Here is a 25,259-nt window from a genome sequence, read left to right as displayed (position 1 = left end):
GATCCGATTATTCCTGCGTAACGGCATGCGCGACAGGGCCGTTAAGGAGGGGTCAAGGACGACCCCCGGGCCGCGTAAGGTCCCCGAAATCGAGAGGAAATCGGTCCCATGAAGTTATGTCTCTCAAGCGGCGTCCGGCGGCGGGCGTGCTGCCTGGCGGTTTTCGTGATAACAACGGCCGGGGCGGTCTCGGCCCAGGACGTCGGCGGATCCTCCCCCTCGCCGAAGGCGAGTCGCTATCGTAAGTTTTTCGATCCTTCCAGCTGGAGCAAGGGCAAGGCGTCGGCCTCCGCCCCGGCCCCCGCAGGCCCGGATCGCCTAGTGCGGGCGCAGGACGCGCTCGTGACGGCCCCGACGACTCCCGCGGCGAATCGTTCCGTGCCTCGCGATCCCCGCCTGCGTCTTGTTCGCCAGGACCCCGGCACGCCGGACCTCTCCGTCCCGGCCGCCGACCGCGCCCTCGGCGCCGGCGAGCCCCCGACCGGTGCGATCGGCCAGCCTGTCCCCCCCGACCCCACGGTCCCCGGCGCGGCCGGCGTGGGCGGGCGGGATCCCTTCGGGGCGGGCACCTCGCCCGGCTCGCCGGACCTCGCGGTCCCGGCCGCCGATCGCGGCATCGGCGGCGGCGAGCCGACCACCGAGACGGCCGCCACCGAGGCCGCCGAAGACGAGGCGGACAAGGCCGACGAGCCGAAGCGCCTCCAGGACCTCCTGGGCTTCGAAGACTCCCCGGTGAAGATCTACGGCTGGATCCAGAACAGCTACACCGGCAACACCAACGGCCGCGGCAAGAGCGGCGAGAACTTCGGCGTGAACCCCAACCACAAGGCCAACTGGTGGATGGGGAACCAGTACTACATCGTCGTCGAGAATCCGCTCGAGCAGGACGACACCGTCAACTTCGGCTTCCGCGTGGACAACCTGTTCGGCCACGACTGGCAGTTCAACTACATGCAGGGCCTCTTCAACGACGCATTTCCGTTGAACAAGCCCGGCTACGACCTGGCCCAGCTCTACGGCGAAGTCCACCTGCCGTTCCTGACCGAGGGCGGCCTGGACATCAAGGGCGGACGATTTTACACGCTCGCCGGCTACGAACAGGTGCCGGCGATCGCCCGCCCGCTCCTGTCGACGCCTTACATGTTCAACTACGGCCAACCGTTCACCCACACGGGCGTCATGACGACGCTCCACCTGACGGATAAGATCAACCTCTACAACGGCGCCATCAACGGCTGGGACCGCTGGATCAACGAGCGGTACCTGTGGGGCTACATGGGCGGCTTCTCCTGGACCAGCCAGGACGACAAGACCACCCTCGCCATGACCGCGGTCTGGGGGCCCAACCAGTTCCCCAGCTTCCTTCCCGCCAGCCAGCAGATCTACCCGACCGGCTACGTGAACATCCCGACGCTCGCCGGCTTGCGGAACCCGGGCTACTGGCGGAACGACCGGACCCTGTTCACCTGGGTCGGCACTCACAAGTGGAACGATCGGCTCACGCAGGTCATGGAGACCGACCAGGCCTGGGAACGGTCGATCCCCGGCCTCGGCTCGGGCGGCGCCAACGGCGCTCCCCGAGACGCCACCTGGTTCAGCTACGGCAACTGGTTCCTCTACGAACTCAGCCCCAAGCTGACCGGTGTGTGGCGTTCGGAAGTCTTCTGGGACCCCCAGGGGGCGCGCACGCAGAAGATCGTCAACGGCCAGTTCGTCGGCGACCGCTTCTATGAGATGACGCTGGGCATGATCTACAAGCCCATCCCGAACCTCTGGATCCGCCCCGAAGCCCGCTACGACTGGTCGCAGTACCACAACGCCTACACCGACGACACCCGCAAGAGCCAGCTCACCCTGGCGGTCGACGCGATCATCCTCTGGTGATCGCCGGAAACGATGTTTGACATATCGATCCCGCCGCGACGTCCTCTCCGTCGCGGCGTGAAAGGGGCGCATGGCACACCGGTTGCAATGCGCCCCTTTGCTATTCCCGCATCGTGCTGCCTCCCGTCGTCGCGAAGCCCACGCAAGCGTTTGCTTAACTTGCTACTGCAAAACGACTTGCGATCCGCGCACGGGACCCTGGCTCGGCGAAGACCGACTACGACGTCGAAGCCCTGAGACCACCCCTTGCCTTCCTTCTAGCAGGACATGCTTATGAAACGCGCAGTCAGTCCCTTTCTGCTCCTGGTGGCCCTGGCGGTGCTCGCCATGGTCCCTTACCACCCGGGGACGGAATTGCCCGTCGGTGACGAGATCAATGCGGGCAACGTCGCCTGGATGTTGACGGCGTCGGCCTTCGTCCTGTTGATGACCCCCGGTCTGTCCTTCTTCTACGGCGGCATGGTCAGCAGCAAGAACGTCGTCTCGACGATGCTGCAGAGCGTCATCGCGCTGGGCGTGATCAGCCTCCTCTGGGTGTTCGTCGGCTTCAGCCTGGCCTTCGGCGAAGACGTTGGCGGGTACGGGATCATCGGCGACCCCCGGACGTTCTTCATGTTCGACAACGTCACGACCGGGTCGGTCGTGCTCGGGTCGGGCAACGACGTCCAGAAAATGGCGATCCCGCTGCTGCTCTTCTCGATGTTCCAGCTCAAATTCGCGATCATCACGCCGGCCTTGATCACCGGCTCGTTCGCGGAGCGGGTGCGTTTCTCGGCCTACCTGCTGTTCATCGTGCTGTTCAGCCTGTTCATCTACTCGCCGCTGGCGCACATGACCTGGCATCCCGGCGGCCTGTTCTACAAGTGGGGCGTCAAGGACTTCGCGGGCGGCACCGTCGTCCACATGTCGGCGGGCTTCGCGGCCCTGGCCGGCGCGATGATCCTGGGTCGCCGCAAGACCCACGTCGAGAAGGTGGCCCACGAGCCGGCCAACATCCCGTACGTCCTGCTGGGCACCGGCCTCCTGTGGTTCGGCTGGTTCGGCTTCAACGCCGGCTCGGCCCTCGCCGCCGACGGGGTCGCCACCCTGGCTTTCGCGACGACCAACACGGCCTCGGCCGTGGCGATGCTGGGCTGGGTGTTCTTCGACTGGATGCGCGGCAAGAAGCCCTCGGCGATGGGGGCCTGCATCGGGGCCGTCGTCGGCCTGGTGGCCATCACGCCGGCCGCCGGCTTCGTCAGCATCCGCGACAGCATCGTGATCGGCCTGGTCGCCAGCGTCGTCTCGAATCTCGCCGTCTCGATGAAGACCCGGTCGACCCTCGACGACACGCTCGACGTCTTCCCCTGCCACGGCGTCGGCGGCATCGTCGGCATGATCGCAACCGGCGTCTTCGCCAAGGACGTCGGCCTGTACTACGGTGAGACCAAGACCTTCATGTACCACATGATCGCCCTGGTCATCGTCGCCGTCTTCGCGTTCGTCGGCTCGCTGATCCTCTACAAGCTCACCGACCTGATCATCCCGCTCCGCGTCGAGGACGAACAGGAGAGCAAGGGCCTGGACATCAGCCAGCACGGCGAGGCCGCCTGGCGCCTCAACGGCCTGGCCCACCACGACCCCGTGGCGCTTGAGGAAGGGCTCGTCACCACGACCATCTGATCTCGGACCGATCTTGATCGAATCTCGAAACGGGATCCCCTTCGGCGCGAGCCGGCGGGGATCCCGTTCGTGTTCCCAGGGGTCCCCATTCGGCGACCCCCTGCACGAGCGCCGCGGCACTTCTTCGCGAGGGCGGATGAGACCGCCCGCGATGTGCTTGAAGTCCCGGTCGCTCGACTCGCGGGAGATGCGAAGGGGAGAAAAATGAAAATGGGGCCGCGAGATCGCGGCCCCCGGATGGAGGATCGACGACGCCCGCCGCGGCCGCGACGGGCGTCGATGTCTTCGTCCATCAAGATTACTTGATGAACAGCATTTCCTGGTACGTCGGCAGCGGCCAGAGGTCGCTGGCGACGAGGGCTTCGAGCTTGTCGCCGGCGGCGCGGACGGCGTTCATCGCGGGGATGACGACGTCGCGCGAGTGCTTGGCGTGGTCGAGCGAGTCGCCGCTGGGGTGCTCTTCGGCGATGTCGCTGAGCTTGTCGGTGGCCGTCTGCAACTCGTCGATGGTCGAGACTAGCTCGTCGAGAAGCGCCGTCTGGCCCTTGGGGGCGGTGACCCCGGCGCCCTTCAGCTTGGCGATCGAGTCGGCCACCTCGCCCTGATAGCGTAGGGCGGCCGGCAGGATCATCCGCCCGGCGATCAGCAGGGTGAGCTGCGACTCGATGGTGATCGTCTTCCGGTAGTTTTCCAGGAAGATCTCGAACCGCGAGTGCAGCTCGCGCTCCGAGAAGACGCCGTACTTGCCAAAGAGCGCGATCGACTTCGGCGAGACGAAGTCGGGGAGGCTGTCGATGGTCGAGCGACGGTTGGGCAGGCCTCGCTTGGCGGCCTCGGCGTGCCAGGCCTCGCTGTAGTTGTCGCCGTTGAAGACGATGTGGCGGGATTCCTTGATCACCGCCTGGAGCAGCGTCTGGATCTCGGCGTTGAGGTCCTTGCCGGCCGCGACGGCCTGCTCGAGCTGCGTGGAGATGTAGTCGAGGCTCTCGGACACGATCGTGTTCAGGACGACGATCGGGCCGGCGATCGACTGGGCCGAGCCCGCGGCGCGGAACTCGAACTTGTTGCCGGTGAAGGCGAAGGGGCTCGTGCGGTTGCGATCGCCCGGGTCGCGGGGGAGGACCGGCAGGACGGACACGCCGACCTTCAGCTCGCCGCCCGCCTTCGCGGTCTTGGCTCCGCCCTTCTCGATCTGGTCGACGATGTCCTCGAGCATGTCGCCCAGGAACACCGAGATGATCGCCGGCGGGGCTTCATTGGCGCCGAGGCGGTGGTCGTTGCCGGCGTGGGCGACGGCCACGCGCATCAGGTCGCCGTGGCGGGAGACGGCGCGGATGACCGCGGCGAGGAACACCAAGAACTGGGCGTTGGCGTAGGGCGTGGCGCCGGGGCTCAGCAGGTTGTTCCCCAGGTCGTCCGACATCGACCAGTTCACGTGCTTGCCGGAGCCGTTGACGCCGGCGAAGGGCTTCTCGTGCAGCAGGGCCTGCAGGCCGTAGCGGTCGGCGACCCGCTTGAGCGTCTCCATGACCAGCATGTTGTGGTCGGTGGCGACGTTCGCGCTCTCGTACATCGGCGCGATTTCATACTGGGCCGGCGAGACCTCGTTGTGACGGGTCTTGACCGGGACGCCCAGCTTGTACAGCTCGTTCTCGGTCTCGAGCATGCAGGCCAGGACGCGCTCGGGGATGGAGCCGAAGTAGTGGTCTTCCATCTCCTGCCCCTTGGGGGGCTTGGCGCCGAAGAGGGTGCGGCCGGCGTTGATGAGGTCGGGGCGGGCGAAGTAGAAGTTCTTGTCGATCAGGAAGTATTCCTGCTCGGGGCCGGCGGTCGTGCCGACGCGGGTCGCGGCCGAGCCGAAGAGCTTCAGGACGCGGACGGCCTGGGCCGAGAGGGCCTCGACCGAGCGGAGCAGGGGGGTCTTCTTGTCGAGCGCCTCGCCCGTCCACGAGCAGAAGGCGGTCGGGATGCAGAGGGTCGTGCCGTTGGGGTTGTCGAGGATGAAGGCCGGGCTGGTGGGATCCCAGGCGGTGTAGCCGCGGGCCTCGAAGGTGGAGCGGATGCCGCCCGAGGGGAAGCTCGACGCGTCGGGCTCGCCGCGGACCAGCTCCTTGCCGCTGAACTCGGCGATCGCGGTGCCGGCCTCGGTCGGCGAGAGGAACGAGTCGTGCTTCTCGGCCGTGAGGCCGGTCATCGGCTGGAACCAGTGCGTGTAGTGGGTGGCGCCGCGCTCCATCGCCCACTCCTTCATCGCCGTCGCGACGACGTCGGCGACGGAAGGATCGAGGGGCGCGCCCTTCTTCACGGTGTTCCGCAGCGTCCGGTAGACGTTCTCCGGCAGGCGGGCCCTCATGACGTCGTCGGAGAAGACGTTCATCCCGAAGAGTTGGGTGATCGGCGTGACCGACTTGGGCGCCCTTCGGCCCATGTTCGTCCAGGATGTGATCGCTTCCACCGCGGCTTCACGTGCGCTGTCGTGTGACATCGAAAGGCTCCATCGATCCGTTTGATAGGTGGGTCCGGGGCGCGCCGGTCGACTTCGACGACGGAGTCGCCGGAGGGCCGGCGGCGAGGGCTCGCCGCGGCCGGGCGACTGCGGTCTTCGATCTCGAAGCGAGGCGCGGAGTCTGGGAACGCCGATCGATCCGGAGAGCCTTGATGTTCGTCGATGAGGCGTGGTTCCCGGGACGTCGCCGCAGCGGGCTGGGACGCCGTCCGAGGCTGACTCGTCGTCGCGAATGCAAGGCCGGCGAGCCGGCCTGCGGCCGTCGGGGGCGCCGAAGCGTTCCGGGAGAGGCCGGACGTCTTCGTCAAGTCGCGCCCGCGGTCGGCCGCGCCGCCGTCTCGTCTCAGCGCGGGAGAGTCGCCGATCCTGGGATTGCGTTGGAACCCCCGCCCGTTCGACCGGGCGGGATTCGAGATCCCATTCTCGCAGGCGGCGATTATACCGACGGCCCGGGGCCGTCGCCAGACCTTCATCGACCTCGTATATGGAAGTGTGAGGCGATGTTCCGATCGCGATGAAAGGGCGGAGTGGGCGGGGGCCGCCCCCCGGCGAGAGGGGGAGGGGCGGCCCGGGGACGGCCCGGATTACTTCTTGTCGAGCTTGGCGATCACGGCCTTGGCGTCGGCGGCGACGTCCTTCTCGCAGCCCTTGCAGCAGAGGTAGAACGTCCGGCCCTCGGCCGTGACCTTGATGGGGACGTCCATCGCGCCGAGGTGCTCGTCGCTGACCGGGCACACGGCCTGCTTGAGCGCGGCCTCCTGCTCGTCGGCCGGGAGCTTTTTGACGTTCGCCAGCTCCTCATCGCTCAACTTGACGACGGCGGCCTTGGGCGCTTCGAGGGCCGGCTCGCCCTCCTTCTTCGGCTCGCCGGCCGGGGCCGGGGCGGCCTCGGTCGCCGAGGGGATCGGCGCGACGGGCTCGGCGCGGCTGGGGGCGGGGTTCGGGGCCACGTCCTTGGACGGCGCGACGACGGGCGGGAGCCCGGGCGCCTCCTTCGTGGACGTCGTCGGCATGGCGTCCTCCTGGGCGCCCCCGCAGCCGACCAGCACGGCCAGCGCCAGGGCCGGAGCCCCGAGTCGCAAGATCCGGTCCATAGGATTTCCTTTATCTCGTGTTCATGTGAAGATCGAGGTCGCCGCGACGGCGGCGGCCCACGTCCGCATTCTATCCTTGGGCCCCCGCGATGGCCAGGCGCGCGACGACGCCCCGGAGGCGGACCGGGGCGCGGAGGTCGGACTTCGAGCCTGGGCCCTGCGGCCGCGATCAGAAGGCGCAGTCCTCGTCGGCCTGGCCGTTCTCGACCGGGATCCCCTTGTAGATCCGCCGATTCTCGAGCGCGAAGACGCGGTCGGTGAACTCGTCCTCGGTCTTCGAGAGCAGACGCTGGCGGGCGACGACGTTCATCTTGGCGTCGAGGTCGTCGATGAACGAGACCAGGAGCGCCTCAATGGTCATCGGCACGACCGGCGCGCCGAACTCGCGCTTGCCGTGGTGCGACAGGATGGCGTGCTCCAGGCAGAGGAGCGTCTCTTCCGGGAAGCCCTCGATGGTCTTCGCCGTCTCGCGGACGAGGTCGCGGCCCATCAGGATGTGGCCCACCAGCGAGCCTTCCTTGGTGTATCGCGCCTCGACGGGGTGGTATGACAGCTCCCTGAGCTTGCCGATGTCGTGGAGGATGATCGAGGCCATCACGACGCCCTTGTCGAACGGCGGGTTGAGCGTGTTGTAATAGCTCGCGTAATGCTCGACGAGCATCTCGCCGACCCGGCTCATGCTCCAGACGTGTTCGAGCAGGCCGCCGGTGTAGTTGTGGTGCATCGCCTGCGCGGCCGGCATCTTCTTGAAGAGCTCGGCGTTGTCGTCCAGGATCCGCAGCACAAGCTGCTGGAGGTGGGGTTCCTGGACGAACTTGCGGATGCGTCGATAGATCGAGTCGAGGAGGTTCTGGGGGTCGTACTGGCTGCTCTCGACGAGGTCGAAGAAGTTGAATCCGTCGCCGGCGTCGTCGTCGATCGCGGGTCGGACGTGGAGCAGGTCGAGCTGCATCCCGAAGCGGAGGTTGAAGCTGGCGCGGACCTGGATCCGGTACGCCAATCCCTCGACCCACGAGCCGGCCTCGGGAAAGTAACGGTGGTCGTGCCAAAGCGGAGCCTCGTAGGCGACCTGCTTGTCTCGGAAGAGGCACTTGATGAAAGGCTGGTTCGACTTCGTGACGCCGCGCGTCACCTTGACGAGCGCCGCGAAGCACACGGCTTCCTGACCGTCGACCAGGTCCGAGAGCCGAGTAATGACGGTCGAGGTCGAAGCCATGACGATCCCATCCCTCCATCGGGAGAGCGGCCGCGATCTCCCATCTCGTCGAGGCAGATCGGCCGTCTCCGGCAGCCGCGGCACGAGTCAAGTTTACACCATGGCCCTTGCCGGGGGCGCGCTTTTCGGCCCATCACGCGGTGGGAATGCGACGACCGCACCGTTAGCTTGCAAGGGCCGGCCAGGTTATCTTGGGGTGGTCGGCCGTCGATTGCGGTCGCGGCTCGCCAGCATACGGCTCATCTGGATTCTCATTCCGAGGAAAGCGAAGCACCCATGGCGACCACACCCGGGGGCCGACGGACGACGCTCGAAACCCTTGGCAAGATGGAGATTGAGACGCCGATCCGGGAGATCGCGGGGAAGCGGTGGGACGTGATCGTGGTCGGCGCCGGGCACAACGGACTGACGGCCGCGGCGTACCTCGCGCGGGCGGGGAAGTCGGTCCTGGTGCTGGAGTCGCGGGAACGGGTGGGGGGCGCCTGCACGATCGAGGAGGTCTGGCCCGGCTTCAAGCTCTCGCCGTGCGCGTACCTGGTCGGACTCCTCCACCCGAAGGTGATCGAGGACTTGCGCCTGCCCGCCTATGGCTTCCGGTGGACCCCCGCCACGGCCGGTTTGTTCGTCCCGTTCGAGGATGGCAGCAGCATCCAGCTCTGGGACGACGACGAACGGTGCGAGGGGGAGATCCGCCGGCTCTCGCCGATGGACGTCGAGGGCTGGCGCGACTTCGGCTCGGTGAAGGGGAGGCTCCGCGACGCCCTCCGTCCCGAAGGCGACGCCGACGTCTGGCTTGGCAAGGCCCCGACGATCGAGCAGATCGACGAGCGCCTGGGGGGCGACCACGAGGCGCGGCGGTTCCTGTTCGACTGGTCGATGGTCGAGTGCGTCGAGCATTACTTCCAGGACGAGCGGCTCCAGATGGCCTACCTGGGCCAGGGAGTCATCGGCACCAACGCCAGCCCGAGCGACCCGGGGACGGCGTCCATCCACTTCCACCACCAGTCGGGCCGGCTGGGAGGCGTTCCCGGGCAGTGGGGATACGTGGAGGGGGGGATGGGGATGGTCTCGTTCCTCCTCTGCGACGCGGCGCGAGATCTCGGGGCCGTCGTCGCGACGGGTGCCTCGGTCGCGCGGATCATCCCCGGCGAAGGTGTGGAACTGACGGGAGGCGAGAGGATCCACGCCGCGACCGTCGTCTCCAACGCAGACCCTAGGGCCACCTTAAAGATGCTCGGGACCGCGGCCGACGGCGTGTGGAAGTCGCGCGTCGAGTCCGTGCCGCAGCTCGGCTGCACGCTGAAGATGAACGTCGCACTGAGGGAGTTGCCCAGCTTCAAGGCGCGGCCTGGCACCTCCGAGCCTCATCATCTGGGCCAGATCAACACGCCGTTGAAGAAGACGGAGTGGGACCAGGGCTATCAGGCGTCGCGTCGCGGCGAGCTGCCGGCCCGGCTCTGGACCGAACTCTACTTTCACACGGCTCATGACCCGAGCGTCGCGCCCCAGGGCGTCCATACGATGAGCGTCTTCGCACAGTACGTCCCCTACGCCTTCGCCGAGGGCGACTGGGACTCGCGCCGGGACGAGGTCAAGAGACTGGCGATCGACTCGATCGGGCGGTTCTGCGAGAACTTCCCCGACGCGATCATCGACGCCCAGACCCTGGGGCCGCCGGACGTCGAGTCCCGGGTCGGCCTCACGGGCGGGCATATTTTCCAGGGCGAATGCCTGCCGTCCTACATGTGGGAAAATCGGCTGTCGCCGAGGACGCCGATGCCGGGCGTGTTCCTGTGCGGGGCCTGCACGCACCCGGGCGGGAGCGTGATCGCCGTCAACGGCCGCAACGCCGCCATGGAAATTCTTGGCGAGTAGAAGGACGCGTCAACGGGGGATCGAGATGTGCAGGACCCGGCCGAAGGACGTGTAGCCGGCGCGTCGGTAGATCCCCTTCTCGTCCTCGGGAGATGCCATGAGGAACGGGCAATCGACGCCCTGCTCGATAGCTCGGCGGCCCAGGGACGCGGCGAGGCTCGACCCGATCCCCCGCCCCCGCGCCGCTGCTCGGACGGCCACGGCCGCGATCTCGGCCACGCTTGCGATCGGCGGCGTGAAGACGCCGGAGCCCAGACCCGCGCCGGTCTCGGCGTCGCGGATCAGGGCGACGGCTCCCCCGCGGAGCACCATCTGACGCAGCCGCTCCACGTCCGACTGAGTCGTCTCAGTCGCGCCGAAGGCCTCGTTCTGGATGCGTGCGGCCTCTTCGAGCCCCGCTAGATCCTCGGCGGCCGGCCATTCGAGCCCGATTGGGTAAGGTGCCGGTAGGACAGAGGGGGAACAGGACAGCAGCGGCGTCTCCCGCTCGATCCGGAACCCGCCCGCCTCCAGCCTCGACAGCAGGGCTGGGGCCAGTTCGGGGATGTACTCCAGCCTCGGCGTCCGGTTCAGCTCCACGAAAAGGGCGATGAGGCCGGCGACGGCCGCATCATCCGGCTCGGAGCCATCGTCCGGGACCGCGTAGTTGCGGTAGATGTTGGCGTCGTCCCGGTCGTGTTGGATCGTGAAGACGCCTTCGCGACCACCGCCCCCTTCAACGATATTGGCGCGAAGGTAGGCGGCGATTCGGGGGGTCCGCGAGTCGAGATCCGTCGGCATCGTGAGGGCTTTCCGCGAAGACGTCACCGTGGCGCAGCCGGGATCGGCGACGCCTCCGCGGGGATGGACCTGACGTGGGAGGCAAAGGTTCGGAGCCGCCTCATCGCCGCCTGTCGACGGGGCGCTCAGACCACGGAGCGGAAATAGGCGAGGGTCGTCTTGAGACCTTCGGCCCGGTCGACCGTCGGGTTCCAGCCCAGGATCGTCTGGGCTTTGGTGATGTCGGGCCGCCGCCGCTTGGGGTCGTCTTCAGGCAGATCCTCGTAGATGATCCGGCTCTTCGTCCCCTCGACCAGGGCCAGGATCTCCTGGGCGAGCTGGGTGACGGTGATCTCCGAGGGATTGCCAATGTTGACGGGCAGTGCGTAGTCGGAGTGGAGCAGGCGGTAAATCCCGTCCACCAGGTCGGTCACGAAGCAGAAACTGCGGGTCTGGGCGCCGTCGCCGTAGAGAGTGATCGGCTCGCCGCGGAGCGCCTGCTTCATGAAGTTCGGGAGGACCCGGCCGTCGTTGAGCCGCATGCGCGGGCCGTAGGTGTTGAAGATCCGGACGATATGGGTCTTCACGCCGTGGTAGCGGTGATACGCCATGGTGATGGCCTCGGCGAAGCGCTTGGCCTCGTCGTAGCAGCCGCGAGGCCCGATCGGGTTGACGTGGCCCCAGTATTCCTCGACCTGAGGGTGGACGTCGGGGTCTCCGTAAACCTCGGAGGTGCTGGCCAGCAGGAACCGGGCGTCCTTGGCCTTGGCGAGGCCGAGGGCGTTGTGAGTGCCCAAGGCGCCGACCTTGAGCGTCGGGATCGGGTGGGCGAGGTAGTCGGCGGGGCTGGCGGGGCTGGCGAAGTGGAGGATGTTGTCGACCTCGCCGTCGATCTCCAGAGGCTCGGAGACGTTGTGCTCGACGAACCGGAATCGCGGGTTCGCGTTCAGGTGGTCGATGTTCCTGAGCGCGCCCGTCAGCAGGTTGTCGACGCAGACCACCTCGTCGCCCTCGGCGAGGAAGCGTTCGCAGAGGTGCGATCCGACGAAGCCCGCGCCGCCCGTGATGACCGTTCTCAAGGCTGTTTCTCCGATGTCGCCGCCGATCCCCGACCGACCTGAGGGTCTAATCCCGCAGGGTGTGGACCCCTATCATAGCCAGTCACGTGGCTGGCCGTCACCAGGGAGCCTGACGCCGTTCCGCCGACGAGCCGCCGCCAGAAGCCGGCCAGGCGTCGCCAGAATGTCCGACGGGGCGGCGGAGGAGGTTCGAAAGAGAGGAAGTCGACGAGGTCGAATCCGAAGGGGCGGAACTCGGCCGCGTAGCCGTTCTGGAGCAGGCACTCGACCATCAGCGAGGCGGCGGCGAAGTTATAGCTGTGGATGAAAAACCGGGCCGAGCGCACGGGCCCGCGCTCCTCGGCGCAAATCCAGCGGACGACGGCCATCCCGCAATCGTTCCGATTCACGTCGACGTACCGCTCACCTCCCAGGTCGTGGTCGAGGTGGACCTCGTCCCAGGCCTCTGCCAGGCGGGCGATGCAGTCGTCGGCCGTCATGACCCAGATCGCCTGCGGGCAGCGGACCAGGAAGACTTCGGCGCGACGGGGGTCGTCGTCGAGGAAGAGGATGCGGCGGAGGCGAGGCTCGGGCGCGACGCCGCCGTCCGGCGTCGCGGGGGCCGCCTCGACCGGCGACGATGGGACATCGGCCTCCGTGGTCCTGGGGACTTCGATCACGGGAGCGACCTCCCCTCCCGGCCGCCGGCCGAGGTCATTCGCGGCCGCGGCCTCCGGATTCTTCGGCCGCGTCCCGGGCCTTGGCCAGGGGGTAGTCCAGGATCGATTCGCCTCGTACCGCCAGGGCTTTCAGCCTCCGATACCCGGCGCTGACGCGCTCCTCTTCCTCGGCGACGAACGGGGGGTCGAGTGCCGCCTTGGCGAAAAGGCCGTCCGAAGCCGCCGTCGGGAACGATTCATCGACGATGAACTGCGCCAGCGATGGATTGCAACGGATGTGCCGCTCGGGCAGCTTGTGAAGCAGCTCGGGGTCGACTTCTCCCAGCACGTAGCGGAGGTAGAGGTCGGACTCGAGCAGGTCCTCGACTTCTTCGCCGCAGACCGCGCAAAGATACCCTTGATCGCAACGAGCCATGTCCGGCGGAGCCTCCGGGGGACCTCTCCCTATCTCGCCGATTCTAGCACATGGGCCATCGTGTAAGAACCGGGGGGCTTGCCGGCGAGGAACACGGCGGCGTCGATCGCACCCCGGACGAAGCCGTCGCGGTTCAGGGCGCGATGGCTCAACTCGAGCGTGTCGCCGCCGACGGCGAACATCACCGTGTGTTCGCCCGGGCAGTCGCCGGCGCGGACGGCGTGCATCCCGATCTCGCCCCGGGGCCGTTCGCCGACCTGGCCCTCGCGGCCGTGCACCAGGGGGCCGGCACCCGTAGCGGCCTCGACGATTTCGGCGAGCCGCAGGGCCGTGCCGCTGGGGGCGTCTTTCTTCAGGCGGTGGTGGCGCTCGATGATCTCGACGTCCGCCTCGACGCCCATCGCCGCTGCGGCCTGGCCCACGAGCTTCATCAGGACGTTGACCGCCCGGCTCATGTTGGGCGAGGTCAGCACAGGGATCTCGGCCGCCGCGGCGGATAGCTGCTCGCCCTGGTCGGCCTCGAGACCGGTCGTGCCGACCACAACTGGGATTCGCCCCCGTCGACAGTAAGCGGTGATCTCGGAGGTCGCCGATGGGTGTGAGAAGTCGATGAAGGCGTCGGGTCGTGCGGCGTTGAGGTCGAGCGCCTCGAGCGTTTGGACGCTCACGCCCAGCGGGCCGACGCCGGCCGCGACTCCGGCGTCCTCGCCGAGCCGCGAGCGGTCGACCGCCGCGACCAGCTCCACGCGGGGGTCGGCGGCCATGAGCTGGACGAGCCTCAGGCCCATCCTGCCCATCGCGCCGTGGAGTCCAATGCGGATTCGCGCCGTGCTCACGGGCCGGTCTTCCTTTCGGGAGTCGTCATGGGTCGTCTCGGCCGTTCCCCGCTCAGGAGGCGGCCGGGCCCGAGTCGGAGTAGAGGGCGATGGTGCGGATGATGTCGTCGATGTCGTTGGGCACGACGACCGGACGGTTGGCGAACCCCGCGCGTTTCACGCCCCGGCTGCCCAGGACCTTCTCGAAATTCTCCTGATCGGCGCCGTGGTAGGCGACGGTCGCGGTGGGATCCTTGAGCTGGTGGCCGGTGAGGATGCAGACGACCCGGTCCGAGGGGGCGATGACCCCTTCCTCGCGGAGCAGGCGCGCCCCGGCGACGCTCGCCGCGCTGGCGGGCTCGCAGCCCAGGCCGCCGGCGCCGACCCAGGCCTTGGCGTCCATGATCTGCTGGTCGGAGACCTCGCGGACGACGCCGTCGCAGAACTCCAGGGCGCGGAGGCATTTCTTGAAGTTGACCGGCCGGTTGATCTCGATGGCCGAGGCGATCGTCGACGCCTTGACCCCGGCCGCGTCGAGCTCGCCGTAGTAGGCGTCGACTTTGTCGGAATCAGGGAGCCCGTCGCGCCAGCGGATCTCCCGCGAGCCGTACAACTCGTGTAGCGTCCGGGCCCCGTGGGCGTTGATCACGGCCAGCCGGGGTGGCCGTGAGATCAGCCCCAGGTGGACCAGCTCGATGAACGCCTTGCCGAACGCGCTCGAGTTGCCGAGGTTGCCACCCGGTACGACGATCCAGTCCGGCACCTCCCAGGCCATCGCCTCGAGCACCCGGTACATGATGGTCTTCTGCCCCTCGAGTCGGAAGGGGTTGACCGAATTCATCAAGTAGATGCCCAGTCGGTCGGCCACCTCGCGGACGCGGCTCATGGCGTCGTCGAAGTCGCCGACGATCTGGACCGTCAACGCGCCGTGATCCAGGGCCTGCGCGAGCTTGCCGTAGGCGATCTTGCCCGAGCCGATGAAGATGATGGCCTTGAAGCCGAAGTCCGTCGCCGAGCAATAGACGGCGAGCGCGGCCGAGGTGTTGCCGGTGCTGGCGCAGGCGACGCGGCGGGCGCCGATCATCCGGGCGTGGGTGAACGCCGCGGTCATGCCGTTGTCCTTGAAGCTCCCCGAGGGGTTCATGCCTTCGTACTGGAGCATCAGGCGACCGGGGTCCATGCCCACGGATCGGCCCACCTTATCGGCCTTCTGCAACAACGTGCGGCCCTCGCCGATCGTCACGACTTGCGACGGCGGCGCGAACGGCAGAAGGTCGCGGAACCGCCAGACCCCCGAGAAGCAGAGCGGGTCGAGCTGCCGAGACCACTTGGCCTCGAAGTCCTTCAGGGTTCGGGGCGTCGCCAACCGGTCCCAATCGTAGACGACGTCGATCAGGTCGCCGCAGCGGGGACACGAGAAATGCGCCTCGTCGACGGCGAATGTGGCCGCGCAAGACGGGTTCAAGCACTGCTGATAAGCCGCCTCGGTCGCGCGTCGGGGGGACTCGGTCGTCGGCGTCGGGTGCCCGGCCATCATTCGGACTCTCAGCGGAGGAAGGGCGCGACGGAGGGGATGGACGCCGTCGCGCGGAGGGGCGGCCGATCCCGGACGCGCCGCCAGCGCACCTCCTCGACACTCTAAGACAATCCCCCCGCGGCGACAAGCCGAGCGCCGCGGGGCCGGTTCGCCAGGCCGACGCGGAAGCCGCATCCATTGCAGGCTTGACTGAACACAAGAATGTGTCTATTCTATTATAACTTGAGTTCTCGCCTCCGCCTTGGTCGTGCGAGGGCCGCACCGGCCCGACTCACAATTCAACACCCGCCCAGCCAGGAGAGAATTGCGATGGCTGCAACCTCTGCCCGCGCAACGACGTCCAGCCGTTCGACGAAGACGGCCGCCGCCGCGTCCGCCCGCCAGCTCGCCGAGATCCGCCGCGTCGCCGAGCTGCTCAAGCAGGTCTCGGACCCGACCCGGCTCCAGGTCCTCCTCCTCTTGAGCGAGAAGGAGCGGAACGTCACCGAGCTCTGCACCGATCTAGGCACCCAGAGCCAGCCCGCCGTCAGCCATCACCTTGCGCTCCTGCGCCACGGCCGGCTGATCGAGCCCCGTCGCTCGGGCAAGCACAATTATTACGCCCTCACCGAGGCCGGCCGCGAGCTGGCCCGAGTGGTCGACTCCATCGTCGGCTGATCGGCGTCTTCGGCCTCTCGCGTCCCGGCGAAGCCGCCGGGACTCGGGCGAGCCGCCCTCAGGGCGGAGTAACGCGAGTCTCCGCAGCGGACGAACGCGCCGAACCTTCGTCGAGCATCCCTGCGTGCTAAGCTAAGGGGGGGCGCTTGCAGTCCCCCCCTAATCGGCGGGAACCAGGGCCGGCAGCCGTCCGGGGCGTGTTCGCAGCGGTCGACGGCAGGACGTTTCGAGGCATCCGCCGACTCCGAGGAAACCTCAGCTCCGGTCGCGCATGGTGGGCTGCGGCCCGCGATTCGCTCAGCCCGCCAGGCATTCGCGGAGGAAGGCCAGGCCGCGGGCCACGTCGCGGAGCCGGCCCTGCTGATCGCCGACCTCGCGCTCGACCACCAGCGGGCCGTTGTAGCCGACGTCCTTCAAGGTCTTGACGAACGCGCGGATGTCGACGTCGCCCTCCCCGAGCGGGACTTCCTCGCCCCAGGCGCCCGCGATCTTCGGCCGGCGGGCGTCTTTGACGTGGACCGAACGGATGTCGGGGCCCAGGATCTTCACGGCCTCGATCGGGTCGCCCATGTCGTAGAGGAGCATGTTGGCGGGGTCGAAATTGACCTTGATGCTCGGCGACTGGAGCTCGTCGAGCGTGCGCCTCAACAGCCCGGCCGTCTCCTGGCCGGTCTCGAAGGCGAGCACCACGCCCTTGCGCCAGGCCGCGTCGCCCGCCTTCGCCAGGACACCGAGCATTTCGGAACGCGCCGGGTCGTCGAGTTCGGGCAGGAAGCCGGCGTGGAGGGTCAGGTCGGAGAGGCCCAGCGCGAGCGTGCGGTCGAGGGCCCAGTCGAGGCGCGCCAGCCGCTCGGCGCGAGTGGCGGGGTCGCCGAAGCCGCCGGTCCGCTGGATCGACTGGGGGGTGGTGTAATCCTCGCCGGGGAACCCGAGCATCGCTCCGGTCATGCGGAAGCCGGCCGAGTTGGCCGCGGCCGGAAGGTCGTCGCCCTCCTCCCAGCTGGCGTGATGGGGGTCGCCGCAGGCGATCTGGACGACGTCCACTCCCAGCTGGTCGAGGAAGCCCTTCAGCTCCTTGACGTTCTTGACCTGGAGACTCCAGCTGCACACCCCCAGCGCGAACGGCGGGAGGGGGCGCGGGGACGACGAGACGTCGGGCGTCGTGGGCACGATACCGTCACCTTTTTGGGTCGCGGGGCTCGATGTCGAAACGCCCCGGAACGGGCGCACGACCGATGATAGCCCAAGGCGACCCCCGACGCGAGGGGAGGCGGCCTACACGGCCACGGCGTCGCACGATTCGGTCCTGCGCTCGGCGTCCAGCAGGAGCCGGCCGGCGTCGACCACGCGGTCGCGGCCGGATCGTTTGGCCTCGTAGAGCGCGATGTCGGCCGTGGCGATCAGGGCGTTGACGGTCCGCGGCCGGTCGAGCAGGCTGCAAGACAGGCCCACGCTGGCGGTGATGCGCAACTCCCGGCGCCCGGCCCGCACCGTCCGTCGGGCGAGCATCAGCCGGATCTGCTCCGCGCGCTCCAGGGCCTGCTCGGTCGAGGCGACGGGCAGCGCGATGATGAATTCCTCGCCGCCGTAGCGGGCGACGAGGTCGTCGGATCGCGTCGAGTCTCGCAGCGACTTGGCCACCTCGCGGAGAGCGGCGTCGCCGATGTCGTGGCCGTACGTGTCGTTGACCCTCTTGAAGTGATCGACGTCCACCATGAGGATCGCCGTCCCCAGGTTCCGCATCTGGTTCCTCTCGCAGAGCGGTCCGATTTGCTCCAGGAAGTAAGCCCGGTTGTAGAGGCCGGTCAAATTGTCTCGGACGGTCCGCTCAAACATCTCGCGCTGGAATCGCTCGTCGCAGGGGTCCAGGCTGACGTACTTCAAGACGACGGCGGCACCGAGCTGGATCCGGGCCCCGTCCTCGATCCGTACGGGGGTCCGCGGCGGGATCCGCCGGCTGTCGACGAACGAGCCGTTGCTGCTCCCCAGGTCGGTCAACCAGGACAGGCCCTCGTCGCGATGGGAGAGGACGGCATGGCGGCGCGAGACGGTGGCCTCGTGGAACTGGTGGGTGTTGTCGCCCCCTCTCCCCAGCGACGTCTCCGGCCCGTCGATCCGGAGCATGGTCCCGGTCGTGCCGCCGTGGACCACGATCAGGTACATGGGCTGGGAAGGGACGACTTGCGTGTCCTCGTCCTCGGCTTTGACGGGCGAGACGCAGATGTGCGTGGTTGCCTTCAAGTCCATGACCGCCTCGATTTCCGCTGGATGGACCGCCGCCGCGTCGAGACGCGGGGACGAGAGCCTCTGTCGCCCCGTCTTGTCCACAAAGGGGGCCGGCGGCCGTCGGCGGGACGCTCCGGTTCGCGGGCCCTTATCGCTAGCCTAGGTCGCTCGCGGGCCTTGTCAAATGAGCGTGCGGAAACCTGAACGGGACCGCCGACGATGCTGGATCCGGTCCAGACCGATAGAATGAGGGCTGACGCGGCAAGGTGCACAGGGACGAAGGGAGGTCGACGGATGTCTTGGTCCTGGAAGCTGGGTCGCGTCGCCGGGATCCCGATCTATCTCCACTGGACGTTCGTGATCCTCATCATCTGGCTGGTCGCGGCCGGGGTCATGGAGCATCAGCACCTTTGGCAGGGGGCGGAGCAAGGGGCCTTCGTCGTGGCCCTGTTCGCGTGCGTCGTGCTGCATGAACTGGGGCACGCACTGACCGCGCGGCGGTTCGGCGTGCCGACGTCGGACATCACGCTGCTGCCGATCGGCGGCGTCGCCCGCCTCCAGCGAATCCCGGAAAAGCCGGTCCAGGAGCTGCTGGTGGCCCTGGCCGGCCCAGCGGTGAACCTCGTGATCATCGCCGTCTTGATGGGGGTTTTCGGCGTCCGATTCCCGACGGCCTCGGGAACGGACGAGATCCTGCGCGAGGGTTTCTGGTCCAAGCTCCTGCTCGTGAACGTCTTCCTGGCGGCCTTCAACATGCTGCCGGCGTTCCCGATGGACGGCGGGAGGGTGCTGCGCGCGCTGCTGGCGATGAGGCTGCCCTACGCCCGGGCGACCCGGCTGGCGGCATCGGTGGGCCAGTTGATGGCGATCGGCTTCGGGCTGTTCGGGCTCGGCAACGGGGCGCCGATGCTGCTCTTCATCGCCCTCTTCGTGTGGATCGGGGCCGAGGCAGAGGCCGTGCAGGTCGCCGAACGCGCCGCGTTGAAGGACGTCCCGGTCCGCGATGCGATGCTAACGGACTTTCAGATCCTCCACCCCGAGGAGAAGTTGGGCCGGGCCGCGGAACTGCTCCTCGCCGGCGCTCAGCAGGATTTCCCGGTCGTCGACGACGGGGGCGCGGCCCTCGTGCTGACCCGGGCGAGGCTGATGGCCGGCCTTGCCGCGCGCGGGCCGGAGGCCCCGGTGCGTGAGTTCGCCGAGGCCGCAGCACCGGCGGTCGCGGCCGACGGGCCGCTCGTCGTCGCCGTCGCCATGCTCCGCGAGCGAGCCGCTCCCTGCGTGCCGGTGACGCGCGACGGCCAAATGGTCGGCCTGCTGACGCTGGAGAACGTGGGCGAACTGCTGATGGTGCGAGCGGCCCTCGGCAAGGTCGGCGACGGATCAGTCGCCCCGGCCGGCGGCGAACGCATGTACTGAACCGGGCGAGAGTGCTCCGCCTGGTGCCGGACGTCACTTCGGGAGGCATTGACGGGGCCGAGGGCCCGAGCTGTTGCGGTAAGCCGGCTGCGCCGGGTCGGCCCGCTCGTTCAAGAGGCGGAGGAAGGCCGACACGACCGTCGGGTCGAGGTGCGTGCCGGAGAGCGACTGGACGTGACTCAGGGCCCGTTCCGCCGGCCAGGCCGAGCGGTAGGGCCGGTCGTGGGTCAAGGCGTCGTACAGGTCGACGACGGCGAAGATCCGCGCCGCCAGGGGGATCTGGCTCCCCCGGAGGCCCCGCGGGTAGCCGCCGCCGTCCCATCGCTCGTGGTGGCTGTACGGGATGTCGAGCGCGCGGCATAGGAACGAGATCGGCCTGAGCATCTCGAAGGCATAGGCCGGGTGACGCTTCATGATCTCCCATTCCGCGTCTTCGAGAGGTCCGGGCTTTCGCAAGATCCCATCGGGGACGCCCATCTTGCCGATGTCGTGCAGCAAGGCGCCGCGACGAACGTGGACCAGGTCCTCCCGGGACATCCCCATGGCGTCGGCGAGCCGGATGGTCAGGTCGGTGACGCGTCGGCTGTGCCCCTCGGTCTCGTGGTCGCGCAGGTCCAGCGCGCGAGCCCAGCCGGCGATGGTCTCGTCGTAGGCCGCCTCAACCTCGGCCCGGCTTTCGCGGAGGCCCTCGAGCAGGCGGGAGTTGTCGAGCGCGACCGCGGCCTGGGCCGCCAGGCCGCAGACCAGCCGCTCGGCGCGCTCGTCGAAGACGCCGAGCCGTTCGTGAGCCAGTACGAGGCCGCCCAGGACCTCGCCGCCGAGGGACTTGACGGGCACGGCCATCAGGCTGGCGACCCCCGCGCAGCCGAGCAGGCCGGGTTCCGCGGCGAAACGGCGAAATCGCGGGTCGGCCTCCGCGTCGTCCACGCGGATGATCTCCGATCTTCGCAAGACCGGGCCGAACAGCTCGACGCAGAGGCAGACGCAGAGGCGCGGGACGCCGGGCCGCCCGGCGGCCGCGCAGACGTGCGGTGCGAGTGGGGGCCGCCCCGCGTGTTCCAGGGGGAAATAGGCGGCGAAGCGGGCTCCCGACAGCGATCGAGACGCCTCGCTGATCGACCGGACGAGGGCCTCGGAGTCGTGCTCCGCGGCCAGCGAGAGCCCCACCCGATTGATCGTCTCGACGGCCTCGGCTTGCTCGCGGAGGGCTCGGTCCAGCGCCCGCCGCTCCGTCATGTCGCGGCCGATGCCCGCGAGGCCCACCAGATTTCCGCCGGAGTCCAGTAGCGGCGCGCTGACGAAATGGTAGGGGATCGGCGTCTCGTCCCGTCGCAGGAGCGTCGCCTCGATCATGGCCCGACCATCCGAGACCGTGCGTGCGATCCCGTCCGCGACGATCGACCGTTCCTCGGGCGGGAAAAACTCCGCGGCCGGGCGGCCGCGAAGCTCCTCCGCCGTCCACCCGGTGGCCCGCTCGAGGCTGAGGTTCCAGGACACGAGCCGGCTCTCGCGGTCGAGGACGTAGAGGATGTCGGGGATGGCGTCCATGATCTGCTGACGTTCGAGGGCCGCGGCCTGCAACTCGATTTCGGCCAGCTTGCGGGCCGTCACGTCCTCGGCGATGAAGCCGAAGCGCGGGGGGCCCGCCGACAGCCCGGGGATCGGGGCCAGCGTGACGGTGAACCATCCCGCTCCCGAGGCGGTCTCGTGGGACAACTCGTAACATCCAGGCCGTCCGGTGCGGATGCATTCACGATATCGCCCGAGCCAGAGCTCGATGTCCGATCGGGGATATCCGAGCTGCGCCATCGTGTGGTTGAGGACCTTCTCCTCGGAGCGCCCCATGAGGCCGACCGCCGCCGGATTCATCGAGAGGATGCGGATGTCGTCATCGAGCATCTCGGTCACGAAAAGGGACTCGGGGGCGGCGTTGAAGAAGCTGAGCAGGGTCGACTCGCGATGGCGCCGGCGCTCGTCCGCCCGGACTTGCTCGGTGACGTCGGTGATGAAGCCGACGGCCTGCACGAGCATGCCCGACGCGTTCAGCAGATACCGTCCTTCGTCGCGGGCGATCAGGTATCGTCCTGATTTGTGACGCAGCCGGTACTGCGAACGGTACGACGTATCGGACTTCGTGGGCGACGTCACGACCGCCAGGAAGCCGGCGCGGTCGTCGGGGTGGATCAGCCCGATCCAACGGTCCAAGCCGCCGGCCAGCTCCTCGGGCCGGTAACCGAGGATTTCTTCGCAGTTCGGGCCCAGTTTCAGGATCTGATCGAGTTCCGCATCCCAGAAATAGAAGACCTGGCCGGTGGCCCGGATCGCCAGCTCGTAACGGTTGGCCAGCTCGGCGCTCGTCGGCCTGCCGCGGCCACACTTGGGATCCTCTTCGCCCGGATTCGAGGCGCGCGCAGGGTGGATCTTCGGCTCCGACGGCGGCTCGATCGGGCTCAACCCGCGTCTCGCGTCCGCGACGGGGAGGGGGGGGGCAGGTTCGTTCGATCCACCGTGATGAGTCATCGGATCGGACCGCTCCTTCGCGATCGTCTTGTCTCAAAGCCCGAGCGTCACGGCTTCGTCGCCGGCGGTCGGGGCGGGGAGGATTCCGCGGCGAGCGTTCCTTCCTCCCAATTCCACACTAGTTCATACCGGGGCCCCGAGTCGCCCTGGAACCCCCTCAACATGCCACGTTTCTCCCCCTGGCTGGATGAACTGGCGGGCGCGGCCCTAAGATGGACAAAATGCCATGATGGATTTCGGTCGTTTCAGACCATCCTTCGCCGCGAGCCGGCCGCTCGAAGCCGGATGGCCGGGAACGAGGGAGGATTGCCGCGTGACCATCGCTGACAAGCTGGACCTGGCCGCCCAGAGCGACGTCACATTCGAGCGCCGCGGGGGCGACTGGGTCGGCAAATGCCTGATCTGCAATGGACCGATCGCCTTCGACGCGGCGACCGGGGCGGGCGCGACGCTCGAGCACATCCGCGCGCGAAGCCGCGGAGGGACCGATGAACCGGCGAACCTCGCCGCGGTCCATGGCCGATGCAACTGGGAGAAGGGCCGCCGTTGGGACCCCAAGAAGCGACGCTCGGCCGACGATTACGAGGCATTCGTAACTCGTCTTCTCGTGAAACGAGCCGAACGCTGGCGTCCCATGGGCCAGGCTTCGGATCGGACGGGATTAGACCGTCCATCCAGATCTTCAACGTTGCGACGATCGCGGGATTGAACTCGCCTTCCGGCGTGCGGCCGAAGTTGTCGGCGAGGACCGGGAACGGCGAGCGGCCGCGCATCGGCACGGCTCCTACTGCGGTCGGGACGGGGAAGAGCATCGTCCGGCCCGGTCGCGGAGCCGGTGGCGTTCGCGTCGGAGCTCGGGCCGATTTCCGGCCCGAGCTCCGACGTGGGCTCAGCGGGCGGTCAGCTCTTTGAGCAGATCATCGGCGTGGTAGACCGAGCGGAGCGTTTCGACGATCCCCCGTGAGTCGACCGACACGGCGCGGGCGACGGCGTCCTCGTAGCCGAAGTCCAGCACCAGCGACTGGATGTTGCCGTCGAAGATCAGGCCCACGACCTCGTTGTCCTTATTGACGACCGGGCTGCCGGAGTTGCCGCCGATGATGTCGGCCGTCGAGACGAAGTTGAGGGGCGTCTCCAGCTTGAGGGCGCCCGACGCCTTGGCCTCGTGCCACGACTTGGGAAGGACGTAGGGGGGCTGGGCGCCGTGGGCTTTTTCGTGCTCGAATGCCCCGCCGATGGTCGTGAACGGGGGGATCGCCTTGCCGTCGACCGTAAACCCCTTGACCGCGCCAAAGGCCAGGCGGAGCGTGAAGGTGGCGTCGGGATAGACCTTGTCGCCCAACTCCTCGAACAGGGCCTTGGCGATCAGCGCGTAGTTGGCGGCCTCGACCCCCTCGACCTGATCCTCGCGGACCTTGCGGATCGCCCTGGCCTCGGGGTCGACGGCGAGGGCCAGCTTGATCATGGGGTCGTCGCTCGCCTCGATCGCGGCGAGGCCTCCCTCGGCCAGCTTGCGGCGGGTCGCGACGTCGGCCAACTTCGACTTGCCGACCAACTCGGCCGCGGCCTGCTCGGGCGTGCGGCCGGAGAGGATGCGGGCCACGATCGGGCTGTCGGGGGCGACCTTCTTCCAGTAGGCGAGCCCGAAGGCGAACTTGGCCTGCTCGAACTCGAGGTAGATCGGGGCCTCGGAGAACAACTCCAGCTCCAGAGATTCCAGGGCCGATTCGCGGTATTCCTTGAGCCGGTCGGCGTTGGGCTTGGCCTTCTCGGCCGCCAGTCGGACGAGATCGCGGGCGATGTGATAAAGCGTCGAGTCGAGCCCCCGACCCCGCTCCAGGAACTGGTTTGACTGGGCGATCCGGGCGGCGACCTGCTGGGCCTCGGCGACTCGGTCCCACGCCGCGCCGTATGCGTCCTTCTTCGCGGGGTCGGCGGCCACACGGGCCCGAAGTTCCTGCTCGGCCTCGCGCTTGCCGGCCATGAAGGTGGAATTCTTCAGCCCGTCGAGGCCGCCGACTCGGGCCTTGCGGCTGTTCTGGATCGAGAACAGCTCTTCCTTCGCCTGGCGGAAGGCCTCGTCGCCCTTCTTTCCGTATTCGAGCAGGAAAGCCTCCTTGGCGAAGAGCCAGTCGAGGAGGGCGGGAAATCCGATGTCGCGGAGGTACTCGACGCTCGCCATCGTGTTCAGGCGGTTGGTGCGGCCGGGGTGGCCGGCGACGAAGACCAACTCGCCGACTTTCGCACCGTCGGGGCTCCACTTCAGGTGATGCTCGATCCGGGCCGGCTTGTCGTTTTCGTAGGCTCGGAAGAAGCAGACGTCCAGATCGTATCGGGGGTATTCGAAGTTGTCCGGGTCGCCGCCGAAGAAGGCGATGTCGAACTCGGGCGCGAACACCAGACGGACGTCGGTGTATTTCTTGTAGGTGTAGAGGTGGTAGCGGCCCCCCTGGTATAGGGTGACGACGTCGCTCCGCAACCCGGACTTCTGGGTCGACTCCTTCTCGATCTCGGCGCTGGCCTTGCGGCGGGCGGCGGCCGAGGCGGCGTCGTCCATCCCGGGGGCGACGCCGGCGTTCACCCGGGTCGTGACGTCCTCGATGGCGACTAGGACGTTCAGCTCCAGGTCGGGGGCCTTGGCCTCCTCGTCCCGGGTCTTCGCGTAGAAGCCGGTCTTGTAGAAGTCCTTGTCCGACGTGCTGAGCTTGGCCAGGGTGTCGGCGCCGACGTGGTGGTTGGTCATGACGAGGCCGTCGGCCGAGACGAACGAGCCCGATCCGCCGTTGTTGAACCGCACGGCCGAGGACCGGAGGTGCTCGGCCCAGCCGGGCGGGGGCGTGAATCCGTAGCGGGCCTTGAGGGTCTCGAGCGGCAGGTTGTTGAAGACCCACATCCCCTCGTCGCCGCGAGCCGTCGTCATGGACATGATGATGCAAGTG

19 protein-coding genes are annotated in these 25,259 nt (G+C 68.1%); 6 read left to right on the top strand and 13 right to left on the bottom strand.

Features of this window, described 5'->3' with window-relative positions:
* Positions 1 to 378: 378 nt before the first annotated feature.
* Both PZE19_RS08210 and PZE19_RS08205 read left to right on the top strand, forming a co-directional pair.
* Entirely contained in the window at positions 379 to 1,884 is a 1,506-nt protein-coding gene (locus PZE19_RS08210) for an outer membrane beta-barrel protein (RefSeq protein ID WP_277860099.1), read from the top strand.
* 273 nt (positions 1,885 to 2,157) lie between these two features.
* A complete protein-coding gene (locus PZE19_RS08205; protein ID WP_277860098.1) occupies positions 2,158 to 3,546 on the top strand; it encodes an ammonium transporter in 1,389 nt (462 codons plus the stop codon).
* A gap of 298 nt (positions 3,547 to 3,844) precedes the next feature.
* Here PZE19_RS08205 and PZE19_RS08200 read toward each other — a convergent pair whose 3' ends face one another.
* The 3 genes from PZE19_RS08200 to PZE19_RS08190 all read right to left on the bottom strand — a co-directional run bounded on the left by PZE19_RS08200 (position 3,845) and on the right by PZE19_RS08190 (position 8,362).
* Positions 3,845 to 6,031 (bottom strand): glutamine synthetase III family protein, encoded by a 2,187-nt coding sequence (locus PZE19_RS08200; RefSeq protein ID WP_277860097.1) that lies wholly within the window; start codon positions 6,029 to 6,031, stop codon positions 3,845 to 3,847.
* A gap of 605 nt (positions 6,032 to 6,636) precedes the next feature.
* Positions 6,637 to 7,146 (bottom strand): hypothetical protein, encoded by a 510-nt coding sequence (locus tag PZE19_RS08195; protein WP_277860096.1) that lies wholly within the window; start codon positions 7,144 to 7,146, stop codon positions 6,637 to 6,639.
* Between the two features lie 169 nt (positions 7,147 to 7,315).
* Positions 7,316 to 8,362 (bottom strand): 3'-5' exoribonuclease YhaM family protein, encoded by a 1,047-nt coding sequence (locus PZE19_RS08190; protein ID WP_277860095.1) that lies wholly within the window; start codon positions 8,360 to 8,362, stop codon positions 7,316 to 7,318.
* A 276-nt stretch (positions 8,363 to 8,638) separates the two neighbouring features.
* Between PZE19_RS08190 and PZE19_RS08185 the strand changes: the two genes are divergently transcribed.
* A complete protein-coding gene (locus tag PZE19_RS08185) occupies positions 8,639 to 10,237 on the top strand; it encodes a phytoene desaturase family protein (RefSeq protein ID WP_277860094.1) in 1,599 nt (532 codons plus the stop codon).
* A gap of 9 nt (positions 10,238 to 10,246) precedes the next feature.
* Here PZE19_RS08185 and PZE19_RS08180 read toward each other — a convergent pair whose 3' ends face one another.
* From PZE19_RS08180 to thrC, 6 genes are all read right to left on the bottom strand, one after another.
* Positions 10,247 to 11,017, bottom strand: a complete 771-nt coding sequence (locus PZE19_RS08180; RefSeq protein WP_277860093.1) for a GNAT family N-acetyltransferase — start codon at positions 11,015 to 11,017, stop codon at positions 10,247 to 10,249.
* Positions 11,018 to 11,142: 125 nt separating this feature from the next.
* Complete coding sequence (locus tag PZE19_RS08175) at positions 11,143 to 12,075, bottom strand: UDP-glucuronic acid decarboxylase family protein (RefSeq protein WP_277860092.1); 933 nt, start codon at positions 12,073 to 12,075, stop codon at positions 11,143 to 11,145.
* The gene (locus PZE19_RS08170; RefSeq protein WP_277860091.1) at positions 12,072 to 12,734 is read right to left on the bottom strand and encodes a cyclic-phosphate processing receiver domain-containing protein; all 663 of its coding nucleotides are present in this window, start codon (positions 12,732 to 12,734) and stop codon (positions 12,072 to 12,074) included. Before PZE19_RS08170 ends, PZE19_RS08175 begins: the two co-directional genes overlap by 4 nt.
* A 34-nt stretch (positions 12,735 to 12,768) precedes the next feature.
* On the bottom strand, positions 12,769 to 13,149 hold the full coding sequence (locus PZE19_RS08165) for a hypothetical protein (protein WP_277860090.1): 381 nt from the start codon (positions 13,147 to 13,149) through the stop codon (positions 12,769 to 12,771).
* A gap of 29 nt (positions 13,150 to 13,178) precedes the next feature.
* On the bottom strand, positions 13,179 to 13,985 hold the full coding sequence (gene dapB, locus PZE19_RS08160) for a 4-hydroxy-tetrahydrodipicolinate reductase (protein ID WP_277860089.1): 807 nt from the start codon (positions 13,983 to 13,985) through the stop codon (positions 13,179 to 13,181).
* Between the two features lie 52 nt (positions 13,986 to 14,037).
* On the bottom strand, positions 14,038 to 15,498 hold the full coding sequence (thrC, locus tag PZE19_RS08155; protein WP_277860088.1) for a threonine synthase: 1,461 nt from the start codon (positions 15,496 to 15,498) through the stop codon (positions 14,038 to 14,040).
* Between the two features lie 312 nt (positions 15,499 to 15,810).
* Here thrC and PZE19_RS08150 point away from each other — a divergent pair, with 312 nt between their 5' ends.
* The gene (locus tag PZE19_RS08150) at positions 15,811 to 16,158 is read left to right on the top strand and encodes an ArsR/SmtB family transcription factor (protein ID WP_277860087.1); all 348 of its coding nucleotides are present in this window, start codon (positions 15,811 to 15,813) and stop codon (positions 16,156 to 16,158) included.
* Positions 16,159 to 16,455: 297 nt separating this feature from the next.
* On the opposite strand, the gene PZE19_RS08145 is transcribed toward PZE19_RS08150, so the two are convergent.
* The gene (locus PZE19_RS08145; RefSeq protein WP_277860086.1) at positions 16,456 to 17,328 is read right to left on the bottom strand and encodes a sugar phosphate isomerase/epimerase family protein; all 873 of its coding nucleotides are present in this window, start codon (positions 17,326 to 17,328) and stop codon (positions 16,456 to 16,458) included.
* Positions 17,329 to 17,433: 105 nt separating this feature from the next.
* A complete protein-coding gene (locus PZE19_RS08140; protein WP_277860085.1) occupies positions 17,434 to 18,405 on the bottom strand; it encodes a diguanylate cyclase in 972 nt (323 codons plus the stop codon).
* A 273-nt stretch (positions 18,406 to 18,678) separates the two neighbouring features.
* Here PZE19_RS08140 and PZE19_RS08135 point away from each other — a divergent pair, with 273 nt between their 5' ends.
* Entirely contained in the window at positions 18,679 to 19,800 is a 1,122-nt protein-coding gene (locus PZE19_RS08135) for a site-2 protease family protein (RefSeq protein ID WP_277860084.1), read from the top strand.
* A gap of 33 nt (positions 19,801 to 19,833) precedes the next feature.
* Here PZE19_RS08135 and PZE19_RS08130 read toward each other — a convergent pair whose 3' ends face one another.
* Positions 19,834 to 22,254, bottom strand: a complete 2,421-nt coding sequence (locus tag PZE19_RS08130) for a PAS domain S-box protein (protein WP_277860083.1) — start codon at positions 22,252 to 22,254, stop codon at positions 19,834 to 19,836.
* A 292-nt stretch (positions 22,255 to 22,546) separates the two neighbouring features.
* Between PZE19_RS08130 and PZE19_RS08125 the strand changes: the two genes are divergently transcribed.
* Entirely contained in the window at positions 22,547 to 23,029 is a 483-nt protein-coding gene (locus tag PZE19_RS08125) for an HNH endonuclease (RefSeq protein ID WP_277860082.1), read from the top strand.
* Between the two features lie 180 nt (positions 23,030 to 23,209).
* Here the strand turns inward: PZE19_RS08125 and PZE19_RS08120 are convergent, their stop codons facing one another.
* Positions 23,210 to 25,246: a S46 family peptidase gene (locus PZE19_RS08120; RefSeq protein ID WP_277860081.1), complete on the bottom strand. Its 2,037-nt coding sequence runs from the start codon at positions 25,244 to 25,246 to the stop codon at positions 23,210 to 23,212.
* Between the last annotated feature and the right edge of the window lie 13 nt (positions 25,247 to 25,259).

The sequence above is a fragment of the Paludisphaera mucosa genome (assembly GCF_029589435.1).
Taxonomy (GTDB): Bacteria; Planctomycetota; Planctomycetia; order Isosphaerales; family Isosphaeraceae; genus Paludisphaera; species Paludisphaera mucosa.
This window is presented reverse-complemented; position numbering and strand designations above follow the sequence as displayed.

Excerpts from the sequence above, each read along its gene's own strand:
- PZE19_RS08185 (WP_277860094.1), top strand. The coding sequence starts at position 8,639 with ATGGCGACCACACCCGGGGGCCGACGGACGACGCTCGAAACCCTTGGC.
- PZE19_RS08125 (WP_277860082.1), top strand. The coding sequence starts at position 22,547 with ATGATGGATTTCGGTCGTTTCAGACCATCCTTCGCCGCGAGCCGGCCG.
- PZE19_RS08165 (WP_277860090.1), bottom strand. The coding sequence starts at position 13,149 with ATGGCTCGTTGCGATCAAGGGTATCTTTGCGCGGTCTGCGGCGAAGAA.
- PZE19_RS08120 (WP_277860081.1), bottom strand. The coding sequence starts at position 25,246 with ATGTCCATGACGACGGCTCGCGGCGACGAGGGGATGTGGGTCTTCAAC.
- PZE19_RS08180 (WP_277860093.1), bottom strand. The coding sequence starts at position 11,017 with ATGCCGACGGATCTCGACTCGCGGACCCCCCGAATCGCCGCCTACCTT.
- PZE19_RS08190 (WP_277860095.1), bottom strand. The coding sequence starts at position 8,362 with ATGGCTTCGACCTCGACCGTCATTACTCGGCTCTCGGACCTGGTCGAC.
- thrC (WP_277860088.1), bottom strand. The coding sequence starts at position 15,498 with ATGGCCGGGCACCCGACGCCGACGACCGAGTCCCCCCGACGCGCGACC.
- PZE19_RS08150 (WP_277860087.1), top strand. The coding sequence starts at position 15,811 with ATGGCTGCAACCTCTGCCCGCGCAACGACGTCCAGCCGTTCGACGAAG.
- PZE19_RS08140 (WP_277860085.1), bottom strand. The coding sequence starts at position 18,405 with ATGGACTTGAAGGCAACCACGCACATCTGCGTCTCGCCCGTCAAAGCC.
- PZE19_RS08205 (WP_277860098.1), top strand. The coding sequence starts at position 2,158 with ATGAAACGCGCAGTCAGTCCCTTTCTGCTCCTGGTGGCCCTGGCGGTG.
- PZE19_RS08195 (WP_277860096.1), bottom strand. The coding sequence starts at position 7,146 with ATGGACCGGATCTTGCGACTCGGGGCTCCGGCCCTGGCGCTGGCCGTG.
- PZE19_RS08200 (WP_277860097.1), bottom strand. The coding sequence starts at position 6,031 with ATGTCACACGACAGCGCACGTGAAGCCGCGGTGGAAGCGATCACATCC.
- PZE19_RS08135 (WP_277860084.1), top strand. The coding sequence starts at position 18,679 with ATGTCTTGGTCCTGGAAGCTGGGTCGCGTCGCCGGGATCCCGATCTAT.